This window comes from Viridibacillus arvi, assembly GCF_001274945.1.
Taxonomy (GTDB): domain Bacteria; phylum Bacillota; class Bacilli; order Bacillales_A; family Planococcaceae; genus Viridibacillus; species Viridibacillus arvi.
This window is the reverse complement of sequence record NZ_LILB01000008.1, coordinates 238876-265170: the sequence shown is the minus strand read 5'-3', so window position 1 is coordinate 265170 and position 26295 is coordinate 238876. Positions and strand designations below refer to the sequence as shown.

The 26295-nt window shown below is 37.9% G+C and carries 24 protein-coding genes, 16 tRNA genes, 1 rRNA gene and 1 pseudogene; 34 read left to right on the top strand and 8 right to left on the bottom strand.

Annotated features, from left to right (window positions below; all coding sequences use genetic code 11):
* Positions 1 to 201 precede the first annotated feature (201 nt).
* The 17 genes from rrf to AMD00_RS20100 all read left to right on the top strand — a co-directional run bounded on the left by rrf (position 202) and on the right by AMD00_RS20100 (position 1821).
* Positions 202 to 317, top strand: a 5S ribosomal RNA gene (rrf, locus tag AMD00_RS20180).
* Between the two features lie 11 nt (positions 318 to 328).
* A tRNA-Asn gene (locus tag AMD00_RS20175) sits at positions 329 to 403 on the top strand.
* 5 nt (positions 404 to 408) lie between these two features.
* Positions 409 to 500 (top strand) — tRNA-Ser (locus AMD00_RS20170).
* Positions 501 to 522: 22 nt separating this feature from the next.
* Positions 523 to 597: transfer RNA gene (locus AMD00_RS20165), tRNA-Glu, on the top strand.
* Between the two features lie 15 nt (positions 598 to 612).
* A tRNA-Val gene (locus AMD00_RS20160) sits at positions 613 to 688 on the top strand.
* Between the two features lie 22 nt (positions 689 to 710).
* Positions 711 to 787 (top strand) — tRNA-Met (locus AMD00_RS20155).
* 3 nt (positions 788 to 790) lie between these two features.
* Positions 791 to 867: transfer RNA gene (locus AMD00_RS20150), tRNA-Asp, on the top strand.
* A 30-nt stretch (positions 868 to 897) separates the two neighbouring features.
* Positions 898 to 973, top strand: a tRNA-Phe gene (locus tag AMD00_RS20145).
* 7 nt (positions 974 to 980) lie between these two features.
* A tRNA-Thr gene (locus AMD00_RS20140) sits at positions 981 to 1056 on the top strand.
* 9 nt (positions 1057 to 1065) lie between these two features.
* A tRNA-Tyr gene (locus AMD00_RS20135) sits at positions 1066 to 1149 on the top strand.
* A gap of 12 nt (positions 1150 to 1161) precedes the next feature.
* Positions 1162 to 1235: transfer RNA gene (locus tag AMD00_RS20130), tRNA-Trp, on the top strand.
* A 17-nt stretch (positions 1236 to 1252) separates the two neighbouring features.
* Positions 1253 to 1328 (top strand) — tRNA-His (locus AMD00_RS20125).
* Positions 1329 to 1374: 46 nt separating this feature from the next.
* Positions 1375 to 1450, top strand: a tRNA-His gene (locus tag AMD00_RS20120).
* 6 nt (positions 1451 to 1456) lie between these two features.
* Positions 1457 to 1528: transfer RNA gene (locus tag AMD00_RS20115), tRNA-Gln, on the top strand.
* A gap of 8 nt (positions 1529 to 1536) precedes the next feature.
* A tRNA-Gly gene (locus tag AMD00_RS20110) sits at positions 1537 to 1611 on the top strand.
* Positions 1612 to 1623: 12 nt separating this feature from the next.
* Positions 1624 to 1697 (top strand) — tRNA-Cys (locus AMD00_RS20105).
* Between the two features lie 42 nt (positions 1698 to 1739).
* A tRNA-Leu gene (locus AMD00_RS20100) sits at positions 1740 to 1821 on the top strand.
* Positions 1822 to 2145: 324 nt separating this feature from the next.
* Here the strand turns inward: AMD00_RS20100 and AMD00_RS20095 are convergent.
* Positions 2146 to 2685, bottom strand: coding sequence for a helix-turn-helix domain-containing protein (locus AMD00_RS20095; protein WP_053418799.1), 540 nt, complete (start codon positions 2683 to 2685; stop codon positions 2146 to 2148).
* 230 nt (positions 2686 to 2915) lie between these two features.
* Between AMD00_RS20095 and AMD00_RS20090 the strand changes: the two genes are divergently transcribed.
* From AMD00_RS20090 to AMD00_RS20035, 12 genes and pseudogenes are all read left to right on the top strand, one after another.
* Positions 2916 to 3926, top strand: a complete 1011-nt coding sequence (locus tag AMD00_RS20090; protein WP_053418798.1) for a proline racemase family protein — start codon at positions 2916 to 2918, stop codon at positions 3924 to 3926.
* Positions 3927 to 3965: 39 nt separating this feature from the next.
* Positions 3966 to 4796: pseudogene (locus AMD00_RS20085) on the top strand (NAD(P)-binding domain-containing protein); the annotation flags it as partial.
* A 342-nt stretch (positions 4797 to 5138) separates the two neighbouring features.
* On the top strand, positions 5139 to 6059 hold the full coding sequence (locus AMD00_RS20080; RefSeq protein ID WP_053418796.1) for a S66 peptidase family protein: 921 nt from the start codon (positions 5139 to 5141) through the stop codon (positions 6057 to 6059).
* A 288-nt stretch (positions 6060 to 6347) separates the two neighbouring features.
* Positions 6348 to 7172 (top strand): M55 family metallopeptidase, encoded by an 825-nt coding sequence (locus AMD00_RS20075; RefSeq protein WP_053418795.1) that lies wholly within the window; start codon positions 6348 to 6350, stop codon positions 7170 to 7172.
* Positions 7173 to 7189: 17 nt separating this feature from the next.
* Positions 7190 to 8128 (top strand): ABC transporter permease, encoded by a 939-nt coding sequence (locus AMD00_RS20070; protein WP_053418794.1) that lies wholly within the window; start codon positions 7190 to 7192, stop codon positions 8126 to 8128.
* Positions 8125 to 9060 carry an ABC transporter permease gene (locus AMD00_RS20065; protein ID WP_053418793.1) on the top strand — a complete coding sequence of 312 codons (936 nt, stop codon included), beginning with the start codon at positions 8125 to 8127 and terminating at the stop codon, positions 9058 to 9060. The genes AMD00_RS20070 and AMD00_RS20065 overlap by 4 nt, the downstream gene beginning before the upstream one ends.
* Positions 9061 to 9131: 71 nt before the next feature.
* Positions 9132 to 10124, top strand: a complete 993-nt coding sequence (locus tag AMD00_RS20060) for an ABC transporter ATP-binding protein (RefSeq protein WP_053418980.1) — start codon at positions 9132 to 9134, stop codon at positions 10122 to 10124.
* Positions 10125 to 10185: 61 nt separating this feature from the next.
* Entirely contained in the window at positions 10186 to 11811 is a 1626-nt protein-coding gene (locus AMD00_RS20055; protein ID WP_053418792.1) for a peptide ABC transporter substrate-binding protein, read from the top strand.
* Positions 11812 to 11911: 100 nt separating this feature from the next.
* Entirely contained in the window at positions 11912 to 12835 is a 924-nt protein-coding gene (locus tag AMD00_RS20050) for a S66 peptidase family protein (RefSeq protein WP_053418791.1), read from the top strand.
* Positions 12836 to 12853: 18 nt separating this feature from the next.
* Positions 12854 to 13957: a dipeptide epimerase gene (locus AMD00_RS20045; protein WP_053418790.1), complete on the top strand. Its 1104-nt coding sequence runs from the start codon at positions 12854 to 12856 to the stop codon at positions 13955 to 13957.
* Positions 13941 to 14870 carry a C40 family peptidase gene (locus AMD00_RS20040; protein ID WP_053418789.1) on the top strand — a complete coding sequence of 310 codons (930 nt, stop codon included), beginning with the start codon at positions 13941 to 13943 and terminating at the stop codon, positions 14868 to 14870. The genes AMD00_RS20045 and AMD00_RS20040 overlap by 17 nt, the downstream gene beginning before the upstream one ends.
* Positions 14867 to 15871: an ABC transporter ATP-binding protein gene (locus AMD00_RS20035; protein ID WP_053418788.1), complete on the top strand. Its 1005-nt coding sequence runs from the start codon at positions 14867 to 14869 to the stop codon at positions 15869 to 15871. Before AMD00_RS20040 ends, AMD00_RS20035 begins: the two co-directional genes overlap by 4 nt.
* A gap of 219 nt (positions 15872 to 16090) precedes the next feature.
* On the opposite strand, the gene AMD00_RS20030 is transcribed toward AMD00_RS20035, so the two are convergent.
* Together AMD00_RS20030 and AMD00_RS20025 are read right to left on the bottom strand one after the other, a co-directional pair.
* Positions 16091 to 16606 (bottom strand): DIP1984 family protein, encoded by a 516-nt coding sequence (locus AMD00_RS20030; RefSeq protein ID WP_053418787.1) that lies wholly within the window; start codon positions 16604 to 16606, stop codon positions 16091 to 16093.
* 12 nt (positions 16607 to 16618) lie between these two features.
* Positions 16619 to 17308, bottom strand: coding sequence for a B3/B4 domain-containing protein (locus AMD00_RS20025; RefSeq protein WP_053418979.1), 690 nt, complete (start codon positions 17306 to 17308; stop codon positions 16619 to 16621).
* A gap of 62 nt (positions 17309 to 17370) precedes the next feature.
* On the opposite strand from AMD00_RS20025, the gene queG reads away from it, so the two are divergent.
* From queG to AMD00_RS23630, 3 genes are all read left to right on the top strand, one after another.
* Positions 17371 to 18507 (top strand): tRNA epoxyqueuosine(34) reductase QueG, encoded by a 1137-nt coding sequence (queG, locus tag AMD00_RS20020; RefSeq protein ID WP_053418786.1) that lies wholly within the window; start codon positions 17371 to 17373, stop codon positions 18505 to 18507.
* A gap of 14 nt (positions 18508 to 18521) precedes the next feature.
* The gene (gene trmL / locus AMD00_RS20015) at positions 18522 to 18995 is read left to right on the top strand and encodes a tRNA (uridine(34)/cytosine(34)/5-carboxymethylaminomethyluridine(34)-2'-O)-methyltransferase TrmL (protein ID WP_038189061.1); all 474 of its coding nucleotides are present in this window, start codon (positions 18522 to 18524) and stop codon (positions 18993 to 18995) included.
* Positions 18996 to 19332: 337 nt separating this feature from the next.
* Positions 19333 to 19509 carry a hypothetical protein gene (locus AMD00_RS23630; protein ID WP_169786375.1) on the top strand — a complete coding sequence of 59 codons (177 nt, stop codon included), beginning with the start codon at positions 19333 to 19335 and terminating at the stop codon, positions 19507 to 19509.
* A 47-nt stretch (positions 19510 to 19556) separates the two neighbouring features.
* On the opposite strand, the gene AMD00_RS20010 is transcribed toward AMD00_RS23630, so the two are convergent.
* The gene (locus AMD00_RS20010; RefSeq protein ID WP_053418785.1) at positions 19557 to 20855 is read right to left on the bottom strand and encodes an NCS2 family permease; all 1299 of its coding nucleotides are present in this window, start codon (positions 20853 to 20855) and stop codon (positions 19557 to 19559) included.
* 197 nt (positions 20856 to 21052) lie between these two features.
* Here AMD00_RS20010 and AMD00_RS20005 point away from each other — a divergent pair, with 197 nt between their 5' ends.
* Entirely contained in the window at positions 21053 to 21883 is an 831-nt protein-coding gene (locus AMD00_RS20005; RefSeq protein ID WP_053418978.1) for an aldo/keto reductase, read from the top strand.
* A gap of 439 nt (positions 21884 to 22322) precedes the next feature.
* On the opposite strand, the gene AMD00_RS23620 is transcribed toward AMD00_RS20005, so the two are convergent.
* The 4 genes from AMD00_RS23620 to AMD00_RS19985 form a co-directional block, all read right to left on the bottom strand.
* The gene (locus AMD00_RS23620; RefSeq protein ID WP_211258679.1) at positions 22323 to 22469 is read right to left on the bottom strand and encodes a hypothetical protein; all 147 of its coding nucleotides are present in this window, start codon (positions 22467 to 22469) and stop codon (positions 22323 to 22325) included.
* Positions 22470 to 22830: 361 nt separating this feature from the next.
* Positions 22831 to 23676 carry an RluA family pseudouridine synthase gene (locus AMD00_RS19995; protein WP_053418783.1) on the bottom strand — a complete coding sequence of 282 codons (846 nt, stop codon included), beginning with the start codon at positions 23674 to 23676 and terminating at the stop codon, positions 22831 to 22833.
* A gap of 63 nt (positions 23677 to 23739) precedes the next feature.
* On the bottom strand, positions 23740 to 24213 hold the full coding sequence (locus AMD00_RS19990; protein ID WP_053418782.1) for a thioredoxin family protein: 474 nt from the start codon (positions 24211 to 24213) through the stop codon (positions 23740 to 23742).
* Complete coding sequence (locus AMD00_RS19985; protein ID WP_053418781.1) at positions 24214 to 24639, bottom strand: disulfide oxidoreductase; 426 nt, start codon at positions 24637 to 24639, stop codon at positions 24214 to 24216.
* A 539-nt stretch (positions 24640 to 25178) separates the two neighbouring features.
* Between AMD00_RS19985 and AMD00_RS19980 the strand changes: the two genes are divergently transcribed.
* Positions 25179 to 26294: a GAF domain-containing sensor histidine kinase gene (locus AMD00_RS19980; RefSeq protein ID WP_053418780.1), complete on the top strand. Its 1116-nt coding sequence runs from the start codon at positions 25179 to 25181 to the stop codon at positions 26292 to 26294.
* The last annotated feature ends 1 nt before the right edge of the window (position 26295 follow it).

The window sequence follows — 26295 nt, the reverse complement described above, 5'->3', positions numbered from 1 at the left end:
GTTCGAGGTGGAAGTGTGGCGACATACGGAGCTGACGAATACTAATAGATCGAGGACTTAACCAAATTTTACTTAACTAACTTCAATGTAATTTATCCAGTTTTGAGAGAATAATAAAAAACTTTTCTAAAATAGCAAAAAACACTTGCTAATCTTTAAAAAAGATGATATAATTATTCTTGTCCTTAGGTAATACAATAGTCTAGTGATGATGGCAAAGAGGTCACACCCGTTCCCATGCCGAACACGGAAGTTAAGCTCTTTAGCGCCGATGGTAGTTGGGGGTTTCCCCCTGTGAGAGTAGGACGTTGCTAGGCGATCATATTATTCCGAAGTAGCTCAGTGGTAGAGCATCCGGCTGTTAACCGGACGGTCGTAGGTTCGAGTCCTACCTTCGGAGCCATTTTTGGAGAGCTGTCCGAGTGGCCGAAGGAGCACGATTGGAAATCGTGTAGGCGAGTAACCTTGTCTCAAGGGTTCAAATCCCTTGCTCTCCGCCATACACATTCTAATTTATTAAATGGCCCCTTGGTCAAGCGGTTAAGACACCGCCCTTTCACGGCGGTAACACGGGTTCGAATCCCGTAGGGGTCACCATTTATAACATTATACGGAGGATTAGCTCAGCTGGGAGAGCACCTGCCTTACAAGCAGGGGGTCGGCGGTTCGATCCCGTCATCCTCCACCATTTAAATTAATAATACCATTATCGCGGGGTGGAGCAGTTCGGTAGCTCGTCGGGCTCATAACCCGAAGGTCACAGGTTCAAATCCTGTCCCCGCAACCAAATGGTCCGGTAGTTCAGTTGGTTAGAATGCCTGCCTGTCACGCAGGAGGTCGCGGGTTCGAGTCCCGTCCGGACCGCCATTTTTTTAAAAAAGAATATTAAATTATTATGGGTCAGTAGCTCAGTTGGTAGAGCATTAGATTGAAGCTCTAAGTGTCGGCGGTTCGATTCCGTCCTGACCCACCATAATAATGCCGGTGTAGCTCAGTTGGTAGAGCAACTGACTTGTAATCAGTAGGTCGAGGGTTCGACTCCTTTCGCCGGCACCATGTTTTTCTGGAGGGGTAGCGAAGAGGCTAAACGCGGCGGACTGTAAATCCGCTCCTTCGGGTTCGGCGGTTCGAATCCGTCCCCCTCCACCATTTTTTTATTTTAGGGGCATAGTTTAACGGTAGAATAGAGGTCTCCAAAACCTTTGATGTGGGTTCGATTCCTACTGCCCCTGCCAATTTAAATTATATAATGGCGGTTGTGGCGAAGTGGTTAACGCACCTGATTGTGGTTCAGGCATTCGTGGGTTCGATTCCCATCAGTCGCCCCATTTAATTTTAAAAATAAAATAATTTAGATATAATAATAATATTATGGCGGTTGTGGCGAAGTGGTTAACGCACCTGATTGTGGTTCAGGCATTCGTGGGTTCGATTCCCATCAGTCGCCCCATATTATTGGGGTATAGCCAAGCGGTAAGGCAACGGATTTTGATTCCGTCATGCCCTGGTTCGAATCCAGGTACCCCAGTTAAATTTGCGGAAGTAGTTCAGTGGTAGAACACCACCTTGCCAAGGTGGGGGTCGCGAGTTCGAACCTCGTCTTCCGCTCCATTTTCTATTTACGGCGGCATAGCCAAGTGGTAAGGCACAGGTCTGCAACACCTCTACCACCGGTTCAAATCCGGTTGCCGCCTCCAATTATTTTTAAATTAACTACATATGTTTTATAATAATATTATGCCGGTGTGGCGGAATTGGCAGACGCGCACGACTCAAAATCGTGTTCTTTCGAGAGTGTCGGTTCGACCCCGACCACCGGTATCAAGGTTTATATAAAAGATTCTAGTACAAGTTACTAGGGTCTTTTTTTGTTGTTTAAATTTCGTTCTGCGAATAGAGAAGTGAATTTAATCAACAGCAATGACTTTTAGTAAATTAACAAAGTTCATAATTGATGGATTAACAATAGTGGGATTTAAGGCACAAGACATTATAGAAGCACATTAGTTCAATGTTAACTATAAAGGCGCAGCGGGTTTCTGCAATGTTTTATGAACTTAAAGAAGAGGGAGAAAACTAAAAAGAGTTTCTCTACTCTTTTTTTATAGTAGTAGTTATAGAAACAAGATCAGGATTTATTGACTTTTATTCTGAAGAAACACATAAAAATTTAACAGGTGTACTTGTAATATTCAACCAATAATGTGGACTACTAGAGTCGATGATAATGGAGTCATGTTCGTTTAAATGATATTCTTCATCATTTATTTGTACGGTCAGCTTGCCATCTAAAACATATAGAAATTCTTTTCCGGGATGAGTAAACTGATTCCCCTTGTTTTCTCCAGGATTTAGAATTATAAGAAGTGGGTTAAAGCCAAGGCCTGTATGATTGACGGACAGGTCCTTGTATATGAATTGGTTGACCGTCATATCCGCACTGCTATTATTTCCCCGAATGACAGTAGGCTGCTTTTGTTCTGTTTCTGTGTTGAAAAAATAACTAGGATTTACTTGAAGTACTTCGGATATTTTCTTAAGTGATTCCAGTGTTAGAGATGATTTCATACGCTCAACTTGTGATAGAAAACTGATGGATAGATCAGTCTTGTCTGCAATTTCTTTAAGGGTTAATTTTCTTTCTTTTCTTAGGCTTTTAATTTTATCTCCAATTGTTTTGTCCATAACAATACCTCATCTCAATTTATGTAAAGTATACATCTTTATATATTTTAAAAAATAAAGTTGACAGAATATTAACTCTAATCTAATGTTAGGTTATTGTAATTTAAGTAATGCTTCAAATATATTGAACTTTCACTTAAATTATAAAACATATGTAATTAAATAACTAGAGTCTCTTTTTATAAGTCATTTTGAAATAATATATTAAAAATTGGATTGGAGAGATTTAAATGATCATTAAAAAAGTATATACAACAGTAGATGTACATGTTGCAGGCGAACCATTACGAATTATAACGGATGGGCTACCTGAGATAAAAGGTGATACTCAATTGGAAAGACGTGCTTATTGCATGGAACATCTTGACTACATAAGAGAAGTACTGATGCTTGAACCGAGGGGGCATCACGGTATGTATGGATGTATTATTACGCCCCCTGCAAGCCCTCATGCAGATTTTGGAGTACTGTTTATGCACAATGAAGGTTGGAGCACGATGTGTGGACATGGAATTGTTGGTGTAATCACGATGGGTATAGAAACAGGTCGTTTCATCGTGACAGAAGAAAATCAGAAATTTATCATCGATAGTCCAGCAGGTGAAATAGTAGCTTATGCAAAATGCAATGGTTCTATTGTGGAAGCGGTTTCTTTCGAAAATGTCCCGTCATTTGTATTGGAAAAGGATATGCCTGTAAGTATTGATGGTTTTGAATTCAATGTTGATATCTCATTTGGAGGTGCTTTCTACGCAGTTGTTAAAAGCAAAGAGATGGGCTTGAAAGTAAATACTAAAGATTTACCTGCAATTCAAAAATGGGGAACAAAAATCAAACGATATATAGAAGATAAAATGGATGTAGTTCATCCACTTGAAAGTGGTCTTAGTGGCATTTATGGTGTTATTTTCTCAGATGATCCAGTAGGAGAGAATGCAGATTTGCGCAATGTGACAATTTTTGCAGATGAACAAATCGACCGCTCACCTTGCGGTACAGGGACGTGCGCAAGACTAGCGAGCCTTTATGCACATGGTGAATTGGAAGAACAGGGAAGCTTTGTTCACGAAAGCATCACAGACGGCCAATTCATTGGAGAGATTCTATCGATTAGCAATGTAGCGGGGTATGAAGCGGTCATTCCAAAAGTTACAGGAGAAGCTTTCTTGACAGGTTTCCACCAATTTTTAGTTGATCCAAGAGACACTTTACCAAGAGGATTTTTATTGGAAGAGATTTGATAGTTTCGTAACGTTAAAGAAAAAAGGAGTGGCCTAGCAAATACAGGACTTGTCATGCCTTCCGTTGCCAAAGAGTTGCAAACAATGGGTGTTAAATATGTAACAGTTGTTCCCGATAATAAGAAAACTGGCAAAACCATTCAGGGTGTCGTTTTATTATCCGATATTGAAACTGGTGAACCGTTAGCTTTGCTTGAAGGCTCTTTTTTAACTCTTATTCGGACAGGTGCTTTATCAGGTGTTGCGACAAAGTTTTTTGCACGTGAGAATGCGAAAGTATTAGGTGTTATTGGAACTGGTGAGCAAGCAAAAGGTTTGTGTGAAGCAGTTTTAGCTGCAAGAGATATTGAAGAAATTTATTTATTTAATCGTAGTGATTCAAAAGCAAAAGAGTTTGCTCAATTCTTAGAAGAAAAGTTTAAAGTGAAAACAGTTCTTTGTGCTAATCCTAATGAAGTGGTACGAAAAGCAGATATTTTAGTGACTGCAACGAGCTCGACAATCCCGGTCTTCACCGAAGCATTGAAACCAGGTACGCACGTAAACGCGGTGGGCTCATTCCGTCCAACGATGCAGGAATTACCGTCAAGTGCAATTGCTTCAGCACATAAAGTTATTGTAGAAGCAAAAGACGCAGATCTGGAAGAAACAGGAGATTTACATATGCCGATTCAAGAAGGAGTATTTTCTGAAACTGGTATTCATGCAGAACTTGGAAAAGTGGTAAGTGGGGAGCGGCCAGGTAGAGAAAATGATGAGGAAATTACCGTTTTTAAATCTGTGGGTCTTGCGATTGCGGATATCGTTGTTGCTAAATATTTGTATGATAAGGCCATTTCGAATAGAGCAGGGGTGCATGTGGAATTATAATTAAATTTATGATAGCGAGTAATGAGGAATTTGAGAAGGTTCCGGTAACATTTTAAGAAATAGATGTTTAGAAGAGAGAGGGGCTAAAAGAGTGCTCCTCTTTTTTTGTGCATTTCTACATATAGACCCCCTAGCAATTTACTAAATGGTAGAAGTTCTGATGTTAACAGTTCTCAATGGAATAAAAGTATTATATTGTAACTTGATTAAAGTGTACTTCCAGCAGACTTATAATACATCGAGAATAAGTAAATCAAGGAATGCTTCTTTATTCGCTTTTCATATATAGAGTTTGATAAAGTAGAGATAAGAAACAGAATATATTATTAGGAGTTTTAAGAAATGAAAATACGACCAAAGAGATTGCAAGTTGGGGATACGGTTGGGATTATTGCGCCTGCTAGTCCACCAAATTTAGAAAATTTAACAAAGTCATTTGCTTTTTTAGAGGAGCTTGGCTTGAAATATGTAATTGGAAAGTCTGTACAACTGAAGAATGGTTATTTGGCAGGAACTGATGAGGATCGTTTATTGGATCTACACGAAATGATTGAAGATCCTAATATTGCTGCTATTTTCTGTGCTAGTGGTGGGTACGGTGCTGCGCGTCTTGCAGAGCGCATTGATTATCAATTACTAGAGGAAAATCCTAAAATCTTCTGGGGATTTTCAGATATTACGTATTTACATACCGCTTTTGGTTTGTATTCTGATATTGTAACTTTCCACGGTCCAACTTTATCAAGTATGGGGCGAGAAGATGTAGCAGAACGTTCTAAGCATATGTTTAAGCAGTTGTTTGAACCAGCTGAGATTCACTATGAAGAGAATATCTCTACACTTACAACAGTGTCTGGTGGGGCTGTAAGAGGGGAACTAACAGGAGGAAATCTAACTCTAATTGTCAGCAGTATTGGTACTAAGTATGAAATCGATACTAAAGGAAAGATATTGCTCATTGAAGATATTGGTTTAGAGCCAGCTCAAATTGATGGTCTACTCAATCAGTTAAAGCTAACACGTAAGCTAGACGAAGTAGCAGGTGTTATTATCGGAGAATTTACAAACGCAGAACCTAGAGATTACGTAGATTCACTCACGATAGATGAAGTGTTTGCTCATTATTTTGGCAATTTAGGTAAACCAGTAGTGAAAGGTTTCAAAATTGGACATTGCGAACCAAATGTAGCAATTCCATTAGGTGTGGATGCAATTTTAGATGCAGATCGTAAGCATTTAGCTATTTTACCTGGTGTTCAGTGATAGCATACAAGTAGATAAATTCAATGCTTTTAGGTATACTCTTCAATCGTTACCTTATAATACAATAACTTCTAGTTAATTAAATTCACTTTAAACAAAAAACATTTTCTAAGTAACTCATCTCTCATAGAGGTGAGTTTTTTTATTTATTTCTATTAGTATATCCATGTATTAATGGAATGAAAAAGTAAATGTACTAATTTATAAATAATTGATATTAAAGTAAATTTCTGTTAATGTATTTTTATAATATTATCAGAATATTATAAAAATGATAGGGGTGGTAGAATGAAGTATTTTTTATCAGTAGACATGGAAGGGATTACGGGTTTACCAGATTACACGTTTGTATCTCAATCAGAAAATAATTATGAACACTCTAGAAAAATTATGACAGATGAAGCCAATGCGATAATAGGAGCTGCTTTTAAAAGTGGAGCGAGAGAAGTGCTAGTAAACGATAGCCATTCCAAAATGAATAATCTGTTAGTTGAAGAATTGCATGAGGATGCAGATTTGATCACAGGAGATTTAAAGCCTCTCTCAATGGTTCAAAACGTGGATGAAACATTTGATGGTGTAATGTTTGCAGGATATCATGCGAGAGCAGGGCAACCTGGAGTAATGAGCCATTCAATGACATTTAGTATTCGAACAATTTTCATTGATGATGTGGAAATTGGCGAAATTGGCTTTAATTCATATGTGGCTGGTTATTTTGGGGTACCAGTTATTTTCCTAGCTGGTGATGATTGTGCTTGTCGTGAGATTGAGGCACTTATTCCTGGTGTTGTAACTGCAGCAGTAAAAGAATCAATTTCAAGATCGGCTGTGAAGACATTACATCCTAAAAAAGCACGAGCGTTGTTAGCTGAAAAAACGGCTGAAGCGATTGCAAAAAAAGATTCAATTAAACCACTTGTACCACCTGCTACACCAACATTACGGATTGAATTCACAAATTATGGCCAAGCCGAATGGGCTGCATTAATGCCAGGAACGAGAATCATTGAAGGAACAACAATGGTAGAGTTTAAGGCAAAAGATATTCTAGAAGCATATAAAGCAATGCTTGTAATGGCAGAGTTGGCATACCAAACACGGTATTGCTGACAAGGAGGAGGGTTTGAATGATTCAATATATTATAAAGCGCTTCTTCATGATGGTTTTAACAGTGTTGCTTATTGCGACATTGACGTTTTTTTTAATGCATGCAATTCCAGGGTCGCCATTTGATGATGATCGTACTTCAAATCCTACAATTCAAGAAAATCTAGAAAAATACTATAAGCTAGATCAACCATTGCCGGTGCAATATGCGAACTATTTAAAGGCTATTGTTACGTTCGATTTTGGTCCTTCGATTAAGAAACCAAATGACTCAGTTAATAGCTTATTGGCCAGGGGATTCCCTATTTCATTTGAGCTAGGGATCATAACGATACTAGTTGCGGTTTTATCAGGGGTAACATTAGGCACTTTAGCAGCACTCCGGCATAACGGAATAATTGATTATCTTGCGATGACTTTTGCGGTTATAGGTATTTCTATTCCTAACTTTATTTTAGCAACTTTACTTATTCAAATTTTTGCAGGTGAACTGAAGTGGTTACCCGCTGCAACTTGGCAAAGCCCGCTTCATATGATTTTGCCTACTTTAGCATTAGCAACAGGACCTATGGCGATTATTGCAAGACTTACTCGCTCTAGCATGTTAGAGGTACTGACACAAGATTATATAAAGATGGCGAGAGCAAAAGGTTTGAAACCGTCTAGAATTATTATCCGGCATGCACTACGAAATGCCATGATGCCTGTCGTGACAATTATGGGAACGATGTTAGCTGGAATTTTAACGGGTACTTTTGTTATTGAACGTATATTTGCAATTCCAGGTATGGGAAAATACTTCGTTGAAAGTATTAATAATCGTGACTATCCCGTTATTATGGGTTCAACTGTTTTTTATAGTGCATTTTTAGTATTCATGCTATTCCTAGTCGATATTGTATATGGCATATTAGATCCGCGTATTAAATTGCACAAAAAAGAAGGTGAATCATCATGACTAATTTAAAAGAAGTTGAAATAAAAGACGAGTGGTTTAAGCCTAAAGCGAAGAATTTGGAAAAGGCTGAAATGGTTGTAAGGCCATCATTATCGTATTGGGCAGATGCTTGGCGTAAGTTAAAAAAGAATAAGCTAGCAATGTTAGGGATGTTTTTTTTAATATTCCTTGCCATTATGGCTATATTTGTTCCGATATTTTCTCCGTATTTAGTTACAGCAACTGATTACCCTAGTCAAAATAAAGCGCCTTCTATGACGCATTGGTTTGGAACGGATGAAGCAGGGCGAGATGTGTTTACAAGAACATGGTACGGCGCCCGAATTTCTTTGTTTGTAGGTTTGATGGCAGCACTTATAGACTTTTTTATAGGTATTATTTATGGCGGTATTAGCGGTTATAAGGGTGGCAAAGTGGATTTAATTATGATGCGTATCATTGAAGTTTTATATGGTCTTCCACATTTACTAGTAGTTATTTTGTTGATGGTCGTAATGGGTTCCAGCTTAACGACAATCATTGTTGCCTTAACAATTACAGGGTGGGTAGGAATGGCACGTATTGTACGTGGCCAAGTGTTGCAATTGAAAAATTATGAATTTGTAACAGCTTCTAAGTCCTTTGGGGCTAAGACTTCACGCATCATACGAAAAAATTTGTTACCAAATACTATGGGACCAATTATTGTACAAATGACACTGACAGTGCCGAGTGCAATTTTTGCAGAAGCCTTTCTAAGCTTTCTAGGCTTAGGTATTAGTGCGCCATTTGCCAGCTGGGGTGTAATGGCAAACGATGCCTTACCGGTTATTTTATCGGGACATTGGTGGAGATTGTTTTTCCCAGCATTTTTTATTTCATTAACGATGTTTGCATTTAATGTTCTTGGTGATGGGCTACAAGATGCACTTGATCCAAAACTAAGGGGGTGAGTGGGATGTTACGTGAACAAGTGCTACACAACAAATCTACGGGGAAGCCAACATTCGAGGGAAAAGAGAGAATGGAAGAAAAAATCTTACAAGTGGAAGATTTACAAGTGACTTTTACTACATTTGGCGGTGTAGTTCAAGCTGTAAGGGGCGTCACATTTGATTTGCATAAAGGTGAGACACTTGCCATTGTAGGAGAATCTGGTTGTGGTAAAAGCGTTACATCAAATGCGATTATGGGATTAATCCCACAACCTCCCGGGAAAATTACAAACGGCAAGGTTGTCTTTAAAGGAAAAGATTTAACTTCTTTTAAAAAATCTGACCTTCGTAAAATTCAAGGGCTAGATGTGTCGATGATTTTTCAGGATCCAATGACTGCATTAAATCCAACGATGACAATTGGAGAACAATTGACTGAGGGGCTACGTACGCATCATAAGATAAGTAGGGTAGAAGCTAAAACTAAGGCTATTGAAATGTTACTACTTGTAGGAATATCAAATCCTAGTGAACGTTTAAATCAGTACCCCCATCAGTTTTCTGGTGGTATGAGGCAGAGAATTGTTATAGCAATTGCATTAATATGTGAACCTACCTTATTAATAGCTGATGAACCAACAACAGCCTTAGATGTAACTATTCAAGCGCAAATTTTAGAACTGTTTGAAGAGATTCAAAAGAAAACAGGCGTCTCCATTATCTTAATAACACATGACTTGGGTGTGGTTGCGAAAATAGCTGATCGGATTGCAGTAATGTATGCAGGCAAGATTATTGAAATAGGTACGAAGCGAGAAATTTTTTATGAACCAACACACCCTTATACAAAAGGATTATTAAATTCAGTCCCTAGACTAGATTTAGTAGAGGAAGAATTAGAGCCAATTGAAGGAACACCACCAGATTTATTTGCACCACCAGCAGGCTGTGCTTTTACAGCAAGATGTCCATATGCGATGGAAGTATGTAATCTTGTATATCCAGTGGCAACATCGCTATCTGAGAAGCATAAGGTAGATTGTTGGTTACAAGATGAGCGTGCTAAGGGTTTATTTAACTGAAAATGGTGAGAGGCACATTGTGCTTAATATATTTCACAAAAGAGTTAAAGGGGGATTATTTATGAAAAAGTGGTTAACAGTTTTATTCGTAGCAGTATTTGCAATTGTTTTATCCGCTTGTACGGCAAATAAAGATGCAGGCAAAGAACCGTCATCCACTGATGGTGGGGGAGATGCCAAGGAAAAAGTCCTTTACTTAAATAACGGTAGTGAACCAACTTCTTTCGATCCGTCTGTCGGTTTTAATGCAGTTTCTTGGAATGCATTAAATAACTTGATGGAAGGTTTAGTTCGCTTTAATGACAAAGATCAACCTGTAGAAGCAACAGCTGAAAAGTATACTGTTTCTGATGATGGATTAACTTATACTTTTACAATTCGAGATGGAGCTAAATGGTCAAATGGGGATGCAGTCACAGCGGGAGACTTTGTTTTTGGATGGCTACATATGCTTGATCCAGAAACAGCATCACCAGCAGCATTCTTAGCTTATCCAATTGATGGCGCTGAAGCATATAACACTGGAGAAGGTAAAGCGGAGGAAGTAGCTATCAAGGCAATTGATGATAAGACATTTGAAGTGAAGCTGAATGCACCAACTGATGCGTTCTTGAGCATAATTACTAATCCAAGCTTCTTCCCGGTGAATGAGAAAGTTGCAACGGAAAATCCAAAATGGTTTGCAGAAGCAGATTCATTTGTCGGTAATGGACCATTCAATTTATCAGAATGGGAGCATGATGTAAAATTCGTATTCAAAAAGAATGATCAGTATTGGGATAAAGACATTGTAAAGCTTGATAAAGTTGATTGGGCAATGGTGAATGATACGAATACTGAATATCAAATGTACAAATCAGATGAGCTAGATGTATCGAGTGTACCAGCTGAGCTAGCTGAACAGTTAAAGAACGATAAAGAGTTACATGTAGAAGACCAAGCAGGCATATACTTCTATCGATTTAATGTAGAGAAAAAGCCATTTACAAACAAAAAAATTCGCCAAGCTTTTGCTAAAGCAGTAGACCAAGAAAATATCGTGCAATATGTAACGAAAAATGGTGAGAAAGCAGCGCATGGTTTCGTAACATATGGCTTTAAAGGTCCAGACGGTAAAGAATTCCGAGAATCAGTTGGAGATTTAGTGTCTTTAGATAAAGAAGAGGCAAAGAAATTATTAAAAGAAGGTATGAAAGAAGAAGGTTGGTCTAAGCTTCCTAAAGTGACATTAACTTATTCAACAAGCCCAGAACACCAAAATATTGCGGTGGCGCTACAAAGTCAATTTAAAGAAGCGCTAGGTGTAGATGCAAAACTTCAAAACGTAGAAGCTAGTGTATTTTTAGCTGAACAAAAAGAATTGAAGCATCAAACATCTCGTTCATCATTCTTATATGATTATGCAGATCCAATCAATGCACTTGAAAGTTTTATTACAGGTTCTCCTATGAACCGTACAGCATGGTCAAACAAAAAGTTTGATAGCTTGATTAAATCTGCTAAACAAGAAACAGATGCAGCAAAACGATGGGAAACTCTACAAGATGCAGAGCGTGTATTAATAGACGAAGCACCTATTGTACCACTATATTTTTATAACCAAGTGTCATTAGAGAAATCTAATATATCTGGTATTGTTCGTCACCCAGTTGGTTATACGGAACTGAAATGGGCAGACAAAAATTAAAAAGTAGCGGTGCCTATTATTGGCACTGCACTTTCTTTAATAAATGAAAGAATGTATATGTTACGTTCCTTGATTTATTTTAGAAAGGGAGGAAATGATGATGAAAAATAGACCTATGAGACTTCAAAAAGGTGACACGATTGGGATTATAGCTCCATCAAGTCCACCAAACCTGGAAAGCCTACAACACTCACTCGCATTTCTTGAAGGGCTAGGTTTGCAATATAAATTTGGTTCATCTGTAGAGAATATTTATGGTTATCTAGCAGGAACAGATGAACAACGGCTAAATGACCTACATACTATGTTCGCGGACCCTACAATTGCTGGCATCATTTGTGCTGGTGGCGGTTACGGCTCAGCACGTTTTACAGATAAAATTGATTTTCAGCTCCTTGCTAATAATCCTAAAATCTTCTGGGGTTATTCGGATATTACATTTTTACATACAGCGATAGGAAAGTACTCTAATTTCATTACCTTTCATGGCCCAATGTTAGCTTCTGATGTTGGTAGACCTACATTCCGTGAAAAATCTGGTCAAATGTTCAAACAACTTTTTCAACCAATGGAGTTACAGTATACAGAGGATTACTCACCATTAGAAACAATGGTCGCAGGAGTGGCAAAAGGAGAAATTACAGGTGGTAATTTAAGTCTTTTATCAAACGGACTAGGAACAGAATTTGATGTCGATACGAGAGGGAAAATTCTATTAATCGAGGATGTAGATGAAGAGCCTTATAAAATCGATTGTATGCTAAATCAGTTGCGACAAGCTGGTAAATTACAAGATGCAGCAGGCTTTATTGTAGGCGATTTTAGTAATACAGAGCCGAAAAAGAGAAAAGTATCATTGTCGCTAGAGGAAGTGTTAACTCACTATTTAGGTGCTTTAAATGTACCAGTTGTAAAGGGCTTTAAAATAGGACATTGTGAGCCTCATTTTGCTATACCTTTAGGTACAGAAGCTATTTTAAATGCGAATGATAAAATTTTAACCATTTTACCAGGGGTACAATAAGTGAAGGGGTGACACGCCATGATTATCCAATCTATTGAGGCATTTCAAGTTGCGGTACCGTTAAAAAAACCATTTAAAACTGCGTTACGAACAGTAACAGTCGCAGAATCCATTTATGTACGTGTAACAGTAGAAGATGGGCGAGTAGGTTGGGGGGAGGCACCACCAACACTTGTCATCACAGGTGAAACTTTAGGTAGTATCCAATATGCAATTGAAAAAGTATATACACCCCTATTAAACGGGCAAGATCTCCGATTTTATGAGCAGGTTTTTCAAAAGCTGCACACTGCTTTGGTGGGAAATACAAGTGCCAAAGCGGCAATAGATATGGCATTATATGATTTAATTTCACAACGAGCAGATCTGCCCCTTTATCAGTTCTTGGGTGGACATAAAAAGGAAATAGAAACGGATTACACAGTAAGTGTAAATGCTCCGGAGGAAATGTCGGCTGACGCAGCAAATTATATTACTAATGGATTTCATGTATTGAAAGTAAAAGTGGGTATTGGTGAAATTACTGAAGATATCGCTAGGATAAAAGCAATTCGGGATGAAATTGGCTATGCAACGAAACTTCGACTAGATGCCAATCAAGGTTGGAGTGCAAAGGAGGCTGTATACGCCATATCTAAAATGGAAGACTTAGGACTAGATATTGAATTTATTGAACAACCCGTATTAGCACACGATGTCCATGGTTTAAAATTTGTAACTGACCATACATTAACGCCAATTATGGCTGATGAAAGTGTTTTTTCAGTTCACGATGCAAAAACTATTTTAGAAATGCGTGCAGCGGATTTAATTAATATTAAATTGATGAAAGCAGGAGGAATTTATCAAGCCTTGAAAATCAATGCACTAGCAGAAAGCTATGGGGTGCAATGTATGACAGGTAGTATGATAGAAACCAAAATCGGCATTACCGCTGCAGCTCATTTTGCAGCTAGTCAACCAAATATACAATATTATGACTTTGATGCCCCTTTAATGTTGAATTTTGAGACCATCAAGGGAGGCGTCATATATAAAGAAAGTAAGATTTGTTTTTCAGGACGAAGTGGATTAGGTATTGAAGAAGTTTTAAGGGGGGAACTAGATGACAGCATTACATAATATTTGGCATTGCTCTGTTGCAGTAGCATCTATTTGGACTAAGCCAGAATCAGCTCGAGAAATCGATCAATCAGCTATTACAAACCCCGTACAGCTCGTCAAATGGTTAGAAGCTCTTCCTTATAAAGAGCGTTTAGATTTATGTAATAGTAACAGAATCCAAACGCAGCTATTGTTTGGCGAACCTGTAATGGTAGAGGAAATTCAAGGAGAATGGGCGAAAGTCATTGCCATCTTACAACCTACCCATAAGGATGAAAGAGGCTATCCGGGTTGGGTACCTTTAGCACAATTATCTAAACAACAACTTTCAGATTCAACGGAAAGTATCATTGTGAATGTGGACAAAACACAATTATGGTCTGAAGATGGTACACCACAAATTGTCTTAACTTTTAATACAATATTGCCTGTATTAGGCGACGAAGGACAGTATCATATCGTTGATACTCCAATAGGAAGAGGGAAAGTTTTAAAATCAAGTGCAGCAAAATATACAGGAGATATTGTACAGTCGATGGATAAGGCTGTACAGTTTGGTCTGGGCTATTTGGACTTACCGTACATTTGGAGTGGCATGTCTTCGTATGGCTATGACTGCTCCGGCTTTACTTATAATATGGCAAAGGCTTGCGGTCTACGAATCCCGAGGGATGCAGGTGACCAAGCTACATATGGTGTGGCTATATCAAAGGACAATACAGAGGAATGGCAAGTTGGAGATTTATTATTTTTTGCAGATGAAAAGGGTACAAAGCCTGTGAGGCATGTAGGTTTTTACTACGGTGAAGGACAAATGCTGCATTCTCCACAAACTGGTAAATCAGTTGAACTAATAAAACTTGCAGGGACAATATTCGAGGAAGAGATTTGTGCTGTTAGACGCTATGGACCGGGAGTGAAAACGACATGACAGAAAATGTGATTTTATCGGTACAAAATTTGAAAAAACATTTCGATTTAGGCAAAGGTACCACATTAAAAGCGGTAAATGGCATAAGCTTTGACGTGATGGAAGGCGAGACGTTTGGATTAGTTGGCGAGTCTGGGTGTGGCAAATCTACAGCAGGAAGAACAATTTTAGGGTTGTATAATCGTACAGATGGTAAAGTCCTATTTGAAGATCAAGATGTTCATTCAATGACAGAGAAGGAGCGCAACAACTTCTTGAAAAAGATGCAAATGATTTTCCAAGATCCATATGCATCATTAAATCCACGTTCTACTATTTTTGAAATTATTGCAGAACCAATAGAAATTCATCATTTAAATAAATCGAAAGAAGCACTAAAAGAGAGAGTATATGAATTACTAGAGGATGTTGGTTTGAATCGTGATCATGCCAATCGTTATCCCCATGAATTCTCAGGTGGTCAACGTCAAAGAATAGGAATTGCCAGGGCATTAGCACTTGAACCGAAGTTTATAATTGCCGATGAACCGATTTCAGCTTTGGATGTATCTGTCCAAGCGTCTGTAGTAAAACTATTGCAGAAGCTCCAAAAGGAAAAAGGTTTAACGTATTTATTTATTGCACATGATTTATCGATGGTAAAATATATCTCAAAACGAATTGGCGTTATGTATTTAGGGCAAATGGTAGAATTGACGACAAGTAAACAATTATACAATGAGCCTCTACATCCATACACACAAGCTTTATTATCAGCTATTCCTATCCCTGATCCGGATATAGAAGAGAAAAGGGAACGTATTATTCTTGAAGGGGAATTACCAAGCCCTATCAATCCACCAACAGGATGTGTTTTCCATACCCGCTGTCCAATGGCAAAAGCAGTTTGTGGACAACTACAACCAAAATGGTTAGAAAAAAGTGAAGGGCATTATGTTGCTTGCCATTTATATGATGAAGAAGTACTTGCCATAGAGCAATTTGAGACGATTGCCCACTAAATAACATATAAAAAAATGCGCTCTCCACGAAGGAGGAGCGCGTTTTTTCGTAACGGCAGATCGGGTGATGCTTAACTAATAATTTGTGGGCCATTGCATTGGTTGGTCATTGGTCACAGTTAATAAGTTAAATGGTTATCGGTCATCGGTTTGAATTCAACTAATGAATAAGGTGATCATGCCAGTTACGCCCCGAGGAAGAGTCTCACTGCCTCAAGGTTAGAAATATTTACTATCATCAAAATCGATTTCGATTGTATAGTTTTTTGCATTGATTAAGTTAGATAACTTATGCGCATCCTTCTCAAGTTCTACTGCTTTCAAACGGTATTCCTCAGGTTCAAATAAGGCAACACGATAAACGGTTGTACCGTCAGAATAGCCGTATTGAATTTCCTCTTTTTCTGCTTGAGCAAACTCTTTATAGGTTGCTGCTCTAGCACGAAGTTGTGTTGCCAATTCAATTGCTTCTACAATTGCATACTCTTCACCTTTAAATGAAAGAAAATGATCAATATTCGCACGGTATACTAATTTATCTAATATGCGAATATCTTTTCGAACATCTTCAAGTTCAGTATCTACTTCTGTAAGTAAACGCTTAGAAGGTTTTGGGTCTTCGCCTTTTTCCACTTGTACAAAAGCGACACGTTGTAATTCGGAGGATAGCTCATGTACTTTTTTTGTTAATATGCTTTTCAGTTTTACTGCTTCTGCTAATGTAATAGTACCCACTATAGAACCTCCTTAAATTTCAAGCGATTGTTGATCTTTGAATAATAGACCAGTCGTGAAGTCGCCACCATGCACTTGTGAGAACATTTTACCTGCAGCCGCTAACAATGCATTACTATTTTCTATAGATAAAGATGGACGTAAATAGAATACTTGAAGTGCTTCAACCGTATTCTCCGTTACAGCTGTCCTTTTCGAATCAACAAAGGGGCTACCAAATGGTCCTTTAGCATCTAAAGTGACGAGAATATTATGTAGCGAATTGAAACGTCCGTTTAATCCTTCATAACCCGTTTCCTCATCACCTAGTGTTACAGTGACATTCCCATCTAAATTTTTAACATCATATATTCCAACTGGCATTTCGTATTGTAATGAAAAGAAATTATTTAAATCTACTGCTGAGTGAAATGGCGTTATGTAATTTTGCTTGGCAATACGGCGCATCAAACTTTCAGCTGAATGACGATAGCGGTTTGGGTCAGAACCAAGTGATTTCCAAAGCTTACGCCATTCAGAAATACCCTCTCTCTCAGTGACAGGGGTGTCCTGTAATTCTAGAAATAAGTTCTCTTGATATAACTGTGTACGTCCTTTAATCATTTGAGGAGATTCAGACACGACAATTTTGGTATAATGGATAATGCCGATTTTAAAGTCTGGTACTTTGTTTATTAAAGTAGAATCTAATGCAACTTTTATCATGAACATCACCTATATCTTGTATTTTCACAAGTGTAACATATAGAAAGGAGTAGAACCAAGTGATTGTCAACGACTTACAAGAAGAGCTGATTGAGTACGCAAAAACAATTGGCATAGATAAAATTGGTTTTACATCCGCTGCACCATTTATTGAGTTAAAGAACTTATTGCGTCGACAGCAGGAGCTCAATTTCCAATCGGGCTTTGAAGAATCTGATATTGAAAAACGTACTGAACCAACCCTTTTACTAGAAGAAGCACAGAGTATTATCGCTATCGCAATTGCTTATCCATCACGAATGGAAAATGCACCTAAAGGTAAGCGAGGTGAGCGCAGAGGTATTTTCTGCCGAGCATCATGGGGAATGGATTATCATACAGTACTTCGCGAAAAATTAGCGTTACTTGAAGCATTTCTACAGGAAAAAGTTCCGCAAGCTAAAATGCGATCAATGGTTGATACTGGAGAGTTATCTGACCGGGCTGTAGCCGAACGAGCTGGCATTGGTTGGAGTGCAAAAAACTGTTCAATTATAACTCCGGAATTTGGGTCTTACGTTTATCTAGGAGAAATGATTACGAATATCCCCTTTGCTCCAGACGAACCTATGACTGACCAATGTGGGGATTGTACGCTTTGTATTGATGTATGTCCTACGGGTGCTATTGTGCAAGCAGGTCAATTGAACTCGAGCCGCTGTGTAGCATTTTTGACGCAAACAAAAGGGTTTTTACCCGACGAGTTTCGTGCGAAAATTGGTAATCGAATTTATGGCTGTGATACATGCCAAACGGTTTGTCCAAAAAATAAAGGCAAACTAAATTGGCTACACGATGCTTTTAAGCCAGATCCTGAAATTGCGAAACCTCTACTTGAACCGTTATTAACTATTTCAAATAAGGAATTCAAAGCGAAATTTGGCTATATTTCTGGTTCTTGGAGAGGGAAGAAGCCGATTCAACGTAATGCTATTATTGCTCTCGCTCATTTCAAAGAAGAGTCAGCCATGCCAAAATTGATTGAAGTTTTGCAGAATGACGAACGTCCAGTAATTCGTGGAACAGCTGCATGGGCTATTGGTAAAATGGGTGTAGTAGAAGCAAAAGAAATTTTACAAGTAGCACTACAAAAAGAACAGGATCCTGAGGTTATAATAGAAATAGAAAAAGGATTAGCCTTTTTAGCACAAAAATAAAGGAAGTGTCAAAGTTGTCTTTGCATATCGTTTTATATCAACCAGAAATCCCAGCCAACACTGGTAATATCGCCAGAACTTGCGCAGGTACAAATACAAGCCTACATTTAATTCGACCATTAGGATTTTCAACGGACGACAAAATGTTAAAAAGAGCTGGATTAGATTATTGGCATAGCGTAAATATTACGTATTATGATTCAGCAGATGAATTTTTTGAAAAGAATGATGGTGGTTCATTTTATTATATTGAAACATATGGTGATAAAGCCTATTCAGATTTTAATTTTAGTAACCAAGATGAAGAGATTTTCTTTATTTTTGGAAAGGAAACGACAGGAATTCCAATGGAGTTAATAGAAGGAAACCAAGATCGTTGCTTGCGTATTCCTCAAAGTGATAATATACGCTCATTAAATCTTTCAAATACTGCAGCTATTTTAATCTATGAAGCAATGCGTCAACAAAATTTCCCTGGCTTAAAATAAAAAAAAGACAGCCTGTAAGTAGGTTGTCCTTTTTTATACGATGGATTACTTTTCAGAAGTGCCTTGTTTGTCTTCATATCCACCAGTGAAGATTGCAGTTAAAAATGCTACACAAACACCAAGAATTAAAATTAATTTCATGGAAGTACCCTCCTCATGGTTATAAAAAGTTCTTATCAAGTATAGCCTACTTTGTATAAAAATGAAATATTCACAGTTATAAAATTATGGCAGAAATCGTTCTTTATTATTTGCAATGTGCATATTAATCGAATAGGATGAATGAAAGGTGCTAATAATTCCTAAGTAATGCATTTTTGTTAAAGGAGCGGATAATATGGATAACAATGAAAAGCAACCAGAAAACGGCTCAATGGCAACTTCTATGGAGGAGCTTAAACAATTAGGCAAGCAGATGGATAAAATGCGTGATGGCGAGGAACTTGAGCGTGATGGTCGCATACAAGATCCTGTCCAGTCAGATAAGGCACCATCGATTCATCCACGTGATTAAAAAATGCCCATTGCATCTAAATATGCAGTGGGCATTTTTGTGTATGATTAAGATAAGAAAGTTAATTGGAATGCAAACAAAATAGCAAATACATAAAGCAACGGATGTACTTTTTTTGCTTCGCCTTTCGCTATTTTTAAAATAGGATAAGAGATAAACCCGAAGGCAATTCCTGTCGCAATACTTGAAGTAAGTGGCATAATCAAAATAATTAAAAATGCTGGGAAAGCTTCTTCGAATTTTTCCCATTCGATTTCTTTAATAGAACCAATCATCAACGTACCCACGATGATTAATATTGGTGAAGTAATAGCAGATACTCCTGAAATAGCACTAACTAAAGGTCCAAAGAATGAAGCAGCGACGAATAGAATAGCAACAGTTAAACTCGTTAAACCTGTACGGCCACCAGCAGCAACCCCAGCAGAAGATTCAATAAATGCTGTAGTTGGGCTTGTTCCAAACATAGCACCAAAAGTTGTAGCAACTGAGTCGGCTAACAATGCTTTGCGAGCGCGTGGTAATTTACCATCTTTCATTAAACCCGCTTGTTTCGCAACCCCAATCATAGTACCAGTCGTATCAAATAGTGTAACTAAAATGAAAGAAAATACAACGCCGTATAATCCATAAGAGATAACCTGGCCGACTGCTTCAATCGGATTCCAGACTAATATGCCTTCAGGAAGGTGAGGAACTGCAACCACCTTTTCAATATGCAATTGATTTGTTAAAGTTGCAACAATACCTGTAATAAACATACCAATAAATAGGGCACCACTAACATTCCGTACCATTAAAATTACAGTAACGAATAATCCGAATAATGTTAGTAGCACCCCAGGAGAAGTTAAGTCACCTAGCATCACTAAGTTACTTTCACTATCGACAATAATATTCCCCATACGCAAGCCTAGGAAAGCAATAAATAGACCAATACCTGCAGCAATTGCCCGTTTTAAATTCTCAGGAATTGCTAAAATTAGTTTTTCACGTAGTGGTGTTAGTGATAATAGAACGAAAATAATACCTGATACAAAAACAGCAGCAAATCCAGTTAAATAATCGATGCTGCCTTCTGATGATACGACGATTGAATAAGTAAAATATGCATTCAACCCAATACTTGGACCGATAACAAGTGGATAATTCGCAAATAGCGACATCCATAAAGTACCTATAACGATAGCGATAATAGTCGCTATGAAAACTTGATCAAGTGGAACCCCAGATGCAGATAACATACTTGGATTTACAACAACAATGTATATCATAGTAAAGAATGTAGTTATTCCTGCTATAAGTTCCGTCTTAACATTCGTTCCATTTTCCTTTAAACGAAACATTTTAATACCCTCTTTCATGAAAATAAACAATTTTTATAACAATAAATACGATATTTATGCATTTTTGAGAAATAACAAGAATATATTAATGATTTCTATTTGAGAAATCAACTGTTTTCCTAAAGTCTTTATTCTCGAAATAATTTGATTACATTTGTATAATGAAATTAATCAATTAGAAGGAGTTGTGCGATGTGTTGAATATTACATCTACAAAAACACTACATAACGGCGTGGAAATGCCACGTTTTGGACTTGGTGTGTACAAAATGACTGATCGTGAAGAAGCGATTCAAGCGATGACCACTGCAATTGATACAGGGTATATCGCAATTGACACAGCTTCACTATATAACAATGAAGTAGAGGTCGGGGAAGCAGTCAAAGCTTCTAATGTGAGACGTGAAGATTTATTCATTACATCAAAAGTTTGGAACGCTGATCAGGGATATGATGAAACTTTACGTGCTTTCGAGACTTCATTAAAGAAATTAGATATGGATTACTTAGATTTATATTTAACTCACTGGGCAGTACCTGGTAAATTCAAAGACACATATCGTGCAATTGAACGTTTATATGATGAAAAACTACTTCGCGCAACAGGTGTTTCTAACCATCAAATTCACCATCTAGAAGAAATATTTGCTACTGCTAATGTCAAACCAATGGTCAACCAAATTGAAGTGCACCCATACTTAACGCAAGTAGAAGTACGTGACTTCTGTACAGCAAATGACATCGCCGTTACAGCATGGTCTCCATTAGCTAGAGGTAAAATTATAGATGATGCAACTATCACTAGTATTGGCCAAAAATACGGAAAATCTGCAGCACAAGTAGTAATTCGTTGGCATTTACAGCTGGGTAATATTGTTATTCCAAAATCAGTAACGCCAAGCCGTATAAAAGCAAACGCTCAAGTATTCGATTTCGAACTTACAAACGAAGACATGCAACTGATTAGCGCACTAAACAAAGACGAAAGAACAGGCGCAGATCCGGATAACTTTAGTTTTAAATTTTAATGTTGAAGGCTTTCGCCAAGTTGCAACGTAATAACGCTTGAAACGTATATTTAGGTACGTTTTAGGGAATGTGTTAGAAGGAAAAATAATAAAAAACGCGAGAAGAAAATGTTGTGTTTTCTTCTCGCGTTTTTTTATTTTATTGCTTGAGAAGCGCTATAGCCGTAGTGAGAAGCGCTAAAGCTTGGGTGAGTAGAGCTAAAGCCGGAATGAGAAGCGCCAAAGCTTGGGTGAGTAGAGCTAAAGCCAGCGAGTAGCGCCAAAGCCAGAGCGAGTAGCGCTAAAACTGGAGCAAGTAGCGCCAAAGCCGTAGTGAGAAGCGCTAAAGCCGTAGTGAGTAGAGCTAAAGCCGTAGTGAGTAGAGCTAAAGCCTGAATGAGTAGAGCTAAAGCCAGTNCTAAAGCCTGAATGAGAAGCGCCAAAGCTTGGGTGAGTAGAGCTAAAGCCAGCGAGTAGCGCCAAAGCCAGAGCGAGTAGCGCTAAAACTGGAGCAAGTAGCGCCAAAGCCGTAGTGAGTAGAGCTAAAGCCTGAATGAGAAGCGCCAAAGCTTGGGTGAGTAGAGCTAAAGCCAGCGAGTAGCGCCAAAGCCAGAGCGAGTAGCGCTAAAACTGGAGCAAGTAGCGCCAAAGCCGCAGTGAGAAGCGCTAAAGTCGTAGTGAGTAGAGCTAAAGCCAGTGAGTAGCGCCAAAGCCAGAGCGAGTAGCACCAAAGCCGTAGTGAGTAGAGCTAAAGCCAGTGAGTAGCGCCAAAGCCAGAGCGAGTAGAGCTAAAGCCAGAGTGAGTAGCGCCAAAGCCAGAGCGAGTAGCGCTAAAACTGGAGCGAGAAGCGCCAAAGCCGAGGCGAGTAGCGCTAAATCCAAATAAAGTAACACCAATCCCTACCCAAATCCCCCAATAAAAAAAGTACCTCCAAGCAATAAACCGCTCAGAGATACCTTATTAATATTTATTGATCAATAATCTCCATTTTCTTATCTGTGAATGGATGAGTAAATTGGAGTTTTCTAGCGTGTAGAGAATAATCGCCAGATGCTGTTTCTCTTGCATCATATAAAGTATCTCCGACAATTGGGTGACCGATATGTGAAAGATGTACACGAATTTGATGCGTACGTCCTGTTTCTAATACAAGATTGACGATTGTTGAATATTGCAGATGACGTACAACTTCAAAGTTTGTAATAGCCATTTGACCTTCTGGTGCAACGCGACGGCGGGTACCATGGTGACGGTCTTTCGCAATAGCTTCACGAATTGTCCCTTTGCGCTCTTTCATATGACCTTGAACTTCTGCTTCATATACGCGAAGGATTTTCTTCTCTTCTAATAAACGGTCGAAAATGGATTTTGCAATTGGGTGTTTTGCAACGAGTAAAAGTCCAGCTGTACCTTGGTCTAGTCGATGCACATGCTCCGCGTATACTCCACCTTGTTCTTGTATATAATTCATAACATGATTCATACAAGTGAAGCGATCCCAAACGTCATTTGGATGTGTAGCCATACCTTTTGGTTTAGAAACGATTAAGCAATGTGGGTCTTCGTATACTACTTTAACTTCGCATTCACGAGTTGCTTCATATGAAGATTCTGGTACATCCATAGATATGACAATTTCCATACCTTTTGGACGGGGATCTTTCCATTGTAGAAGTTCGCCGTTTGTATCTGAAATAGCTTTTGTCATACGTAATTCGTGTACGATTTTTTTTCCTAGCTTCCATTGTTCACGTAGTAGTTCTTCGATAGTTTGGTTATCTTGTAGAATAGTGAATGTCCAAGATTGTTTCATTATTATTCCTCCATTAAAAAGAAGGATTACGTTGTTTGTACAACATAATCCTTTCTAGTTGTATTATTTCACGAGATCAGTTTGTTTTAGGAATGCTTCGAAAGTAGCTTTGTCTGCATCGCCTGCCATACGCTGAATCTCTTTACCATCTTTAAAATAAGAAAGTGTTGGTGTGCCTTTGATGCCGTACTTGTCATATGAATTTTCATACTCCAGTAAGTTCAATTGATCGATGTGTACACCTAATTTTTTTGCTAATGGCATTAATTTAGGTGTTGCAGCTCTACAATGTGTACACTCTGGACTGAAGAAGTATACCACTGTTGGGTCGCCTTTAGATAGCTTTTTCTCAAGTTCTGTCGGTGTAATGATGTTTTGATAGTTTTTATCACTAAGTAGATCAATTGTAGATTGTTTTAAATCGTTAGTGCCGTAAGGATTATCTTTTAATTTCGCTTCATTTCCTTGGTAGTTTAAGACGATGATTAGTCCAAATATGACAACAATTACTCCAGCAATGATGAGTAGCTTTTTCAATTATTTTTCCTCCTTAGATGCTTTTAACATGTAAAAACTTGCTCCTGCGATTAAGACGAATGCTGTTAATGCAAGGAATGGAATGGTAATGAAGCCAAACCAGTTGATGTATTGACCTGTACAAGGTACACGACCACATGTTATTGCAGAGCTAGATAAAAATTCGAATTTTTGAATACCATAATGGTAGATAGAAATACAGCCACCGATTATAGAGAAAACAGCTAAAGTTACAGCAATACGTGCATTTTTTTGGATATAAGCTACGGTTGTAATGATGACAATCGGGTACATTAAAATACGTTGATACCAACAAAGCTTACAAGGTTCGTATTGTTGAATTTCTGAAAAAAATAGGGAGCCTAGCATTGCGACCAATGAGACAATCCAGATGAATAGTAAACTATTCTCAATTTTTTTTGACATACAAATATCTCCTAGTATTAGAGTATTTCCCTTTGAATTATAGAGGGAATGCATATATATGTAAAATATTATATCCTTAATAAAAACTTCTCTTTTATACATTAATCTGATGAACTGCACACAATGATAATAGTTATTATACCAATGATAAACTAGTTGGCTATAAATTATACAAAAATGAAGATACAGTCAATTCTAATTATCACCATATATAAGTAGTACAATTACTTAATGATGTTTGAAAAGGTTTGACTCGTCAATTTTATTGGAAATCTGTCATTAAAGGACAGGACAATTCTAATTATGAGGTTGAGAGTTCAATAGTGCGCTCATTTGAAAGAGCTTCATCCAAACCAATATCGTTTACAATATTCAAAAGAATAATAAGTTTTAACCACTTTATTTTATGAGTAGAAATGGTGGTTTTTTTATTTTCTCGGTCAAAAGAATGAGAGCTATTTCATGCGAATGTATGACAGGCAGTGGTATCATAGTAGGTACAATATATTTATAGCTGGAAAAAGGAAGGAGGCAATTACATGCAGCAAAATGATCATTCGAACATTAGTTTACTCAAGGAAATTGCCGAACTTCTAAATGAAGAAACTGAAATTCAAGCAATGTTGCAAGGTGCTCTGAGAAAGTTTTTAGCAGGGACGAATTTTGAAACAGGTTGGGTATTTTTTATTAATAAAAAAGGTAGACATGAGCTCATAGCGCATGAAAACTTGCCACAAGCTTTAAAGCATAATAACTGTCACTTTTTAGAAAAAGGTGGTTGTTGGTGCGTATCACGTTATCGGAATAATGAATTAAAAAAAGCTTCGAATATTATTGAATGTCAACGCATTGAAAGCGCCAATGCTGCTGAACTAGAGGGGGATGGCGGGATTACCCATCATGCCACAGTACCCTTGCAATCTGGACAAGAGCGTTTTGGGCTATTAAATGTAGCTACTCCAAATACCGTCAGTTTTTCTGATGATGAGCTAGCTCTTTTAGAATCAGTTGCCTTCCAAATGGGATCCGCAATAAAACGAATTTTACTAACAAAACAAGAACAGCAAATGGCACTAGTTGAAGAAAGAAATCGATTAGCGAGAGATTTACATGATTCAGTGAATCAATTATTATTCTCTGTTACTTTAACATCTCGTGCCGGAATTGAAATGGCTGAGCAACCAGAAATGAAAGAAACGTTTAAGGAAATTCAGAATTTAACACAAGAAGCCTTAACAGAAATGCGTGCTTTAATTTGGCAATTACGCCCTAAAGGTTTAGAAAGTGGCTTAATGGAGGCGATTAAAGGTTATGCTGAAATGCTAGGTCTAAATCTTTCTGTGAATGTATCGGGTGTTTTACAATTGCCTTCTCGTGTGGAAGAAACGTTATTTCGTATTACTCAAGAAGCACTAAACAACGTACGAAAGCATTCAGGTGTTAAGGATGCAGAAATTTTCGTCATTATTACACAGACAGATGTGTTATTAGTTATTAAAGATGAAGGTAGAGGATTTCAAGTTGACTCTCTTGTAAAATTACCATCAATCGGTCTGCAAAGCATGCGAGATCGTGCAAAAGCACTTGGCGGTAAGGTTGATTGGGTGAGTAATTTTGGAAGAGGAACGGAAATTTTAATCCGTCTACCATATTAAG

Excerpts from the sequence above, each read along its gene's own strand:
- AMD00_RS19980 (WP_053418780.1), top strand. The coding sequence starts at position 25,179 with ATGCAGCAAAATGATCATTCGAACATTAGTTTACTCAAGGAAATTGCC.
- AMD00_RS20095 (WP_053418799.1), bottom strand. The coding sequence starts at position 2,685 with ATGGACAAAACAATTGGAGATAAAATTAAAAGCCTAAGAAAAGAAAGA.
- AMD00_RS20040 (WP_053418789.1), top strand. The coding sequence starts at position 13,941 with ATGACAGCATTACATAATATTTGGCATTGCTCTGTTGCAGTAGCATCT.
- AMD00_RS20010 (WP_053418785.1), bottom strand. The coding sequence starts at position 20,855 with ATGTTTCGTTTAAAGGAAAATGGAACGAATGTTAAGACGGAACTTATA.
- AMD00_RS20060 (WP_053418980.1), top strand. The coding sequence starts at position 9,132 with ATGGAAGAAAAAATCTTACAAGTGGAAGATTTACAAGTGACTTTTACT.
- AMD00_RS20065 (WP_053418793.1), top strand. The coding sequence starts at position 8,125 with ATGACTAATTTAAAAGAAGTTGAAATAAAAGACGAGTGGTTTAAGCCT.
- AMD00_RS20080 (WP_053418796.1), top strand. The coding sequence starts at position 5,139 with ATGAAAATACGACCAAAGAGATTGCAAGTTGGGGATACGGTTGGGATT.
- AMD00_RS20075 (WP_053418795.1), top strand. The coding sequence starts at position 6,348 with ATGAAGTATTTTTTATCAGTAGACATGGAAGGGATTACGGGTTTACCA.
- AMD00_RS19995 (WP_053418783.1), bottom strand. The coding sequence starts at position 23,676 with ATGAAACAATCTTGGACATTCACTATTCTACAAGATAACCAAACTATC.
- AMD00_RS20055 (WP_053418792.1), top strand. The coding sequence starts at position 10,186 with ATGAAAAAGTGGTTAACAGTTTTATTCGTAGCAGTATTTGCAATTGTT.
- AMD00_RS23630 (WP_169786375.1), top strand. The coding sequence starts at position 19,333 with ATGGATAACAATGAAAAGCAACCAGAAAACGGCTCAATGGCAACTTCT.
- AMD00_RS19985 (WP_053418781.1), bottom strand. The coding sequence starts at position 24,639 with ATGTCAAAAAAAATTGAGAATAGTTTACTATTCATCTGGATTGTCTCA.
- AMD00_RS20050 (WP_053418791.1), top strand. The coding sequence starts at position 11,912 with ATGAAAAATAGACCTATGAGACTTCAAAAAGGTGACACGATTGGGATT.
- AMD00_RS20090 (WP_053418798.1), top strand. The coding sequence starts at position 2,916 with ATGATCATTAAAAAAGTATATACAACAGTAGATGTACATGTTGCAGGC.
- AMD00_RS20045 (WP_053418790.1), top strand. The coding sequence starts at position 12,854 with ATGATTATCCAATCTATTGAGGCATTTCAAGTTGCGGTACCGTTAAAA.
- AMD00_RS20070 (WP_053418794.1), top strand. The coding sequence starts at position 7,190 with ATGATTCAATATATTATAAAGCGCTTCTTCATGATGGTTTTAACAGTG.
- AMD00_RS20035 (WP_053418788.1), top strand. The coding sequence starts at position 14,867 with ATGACAGAAAATGTGATTTTATCGGTACAAAATTTGAAAAAACATTTC.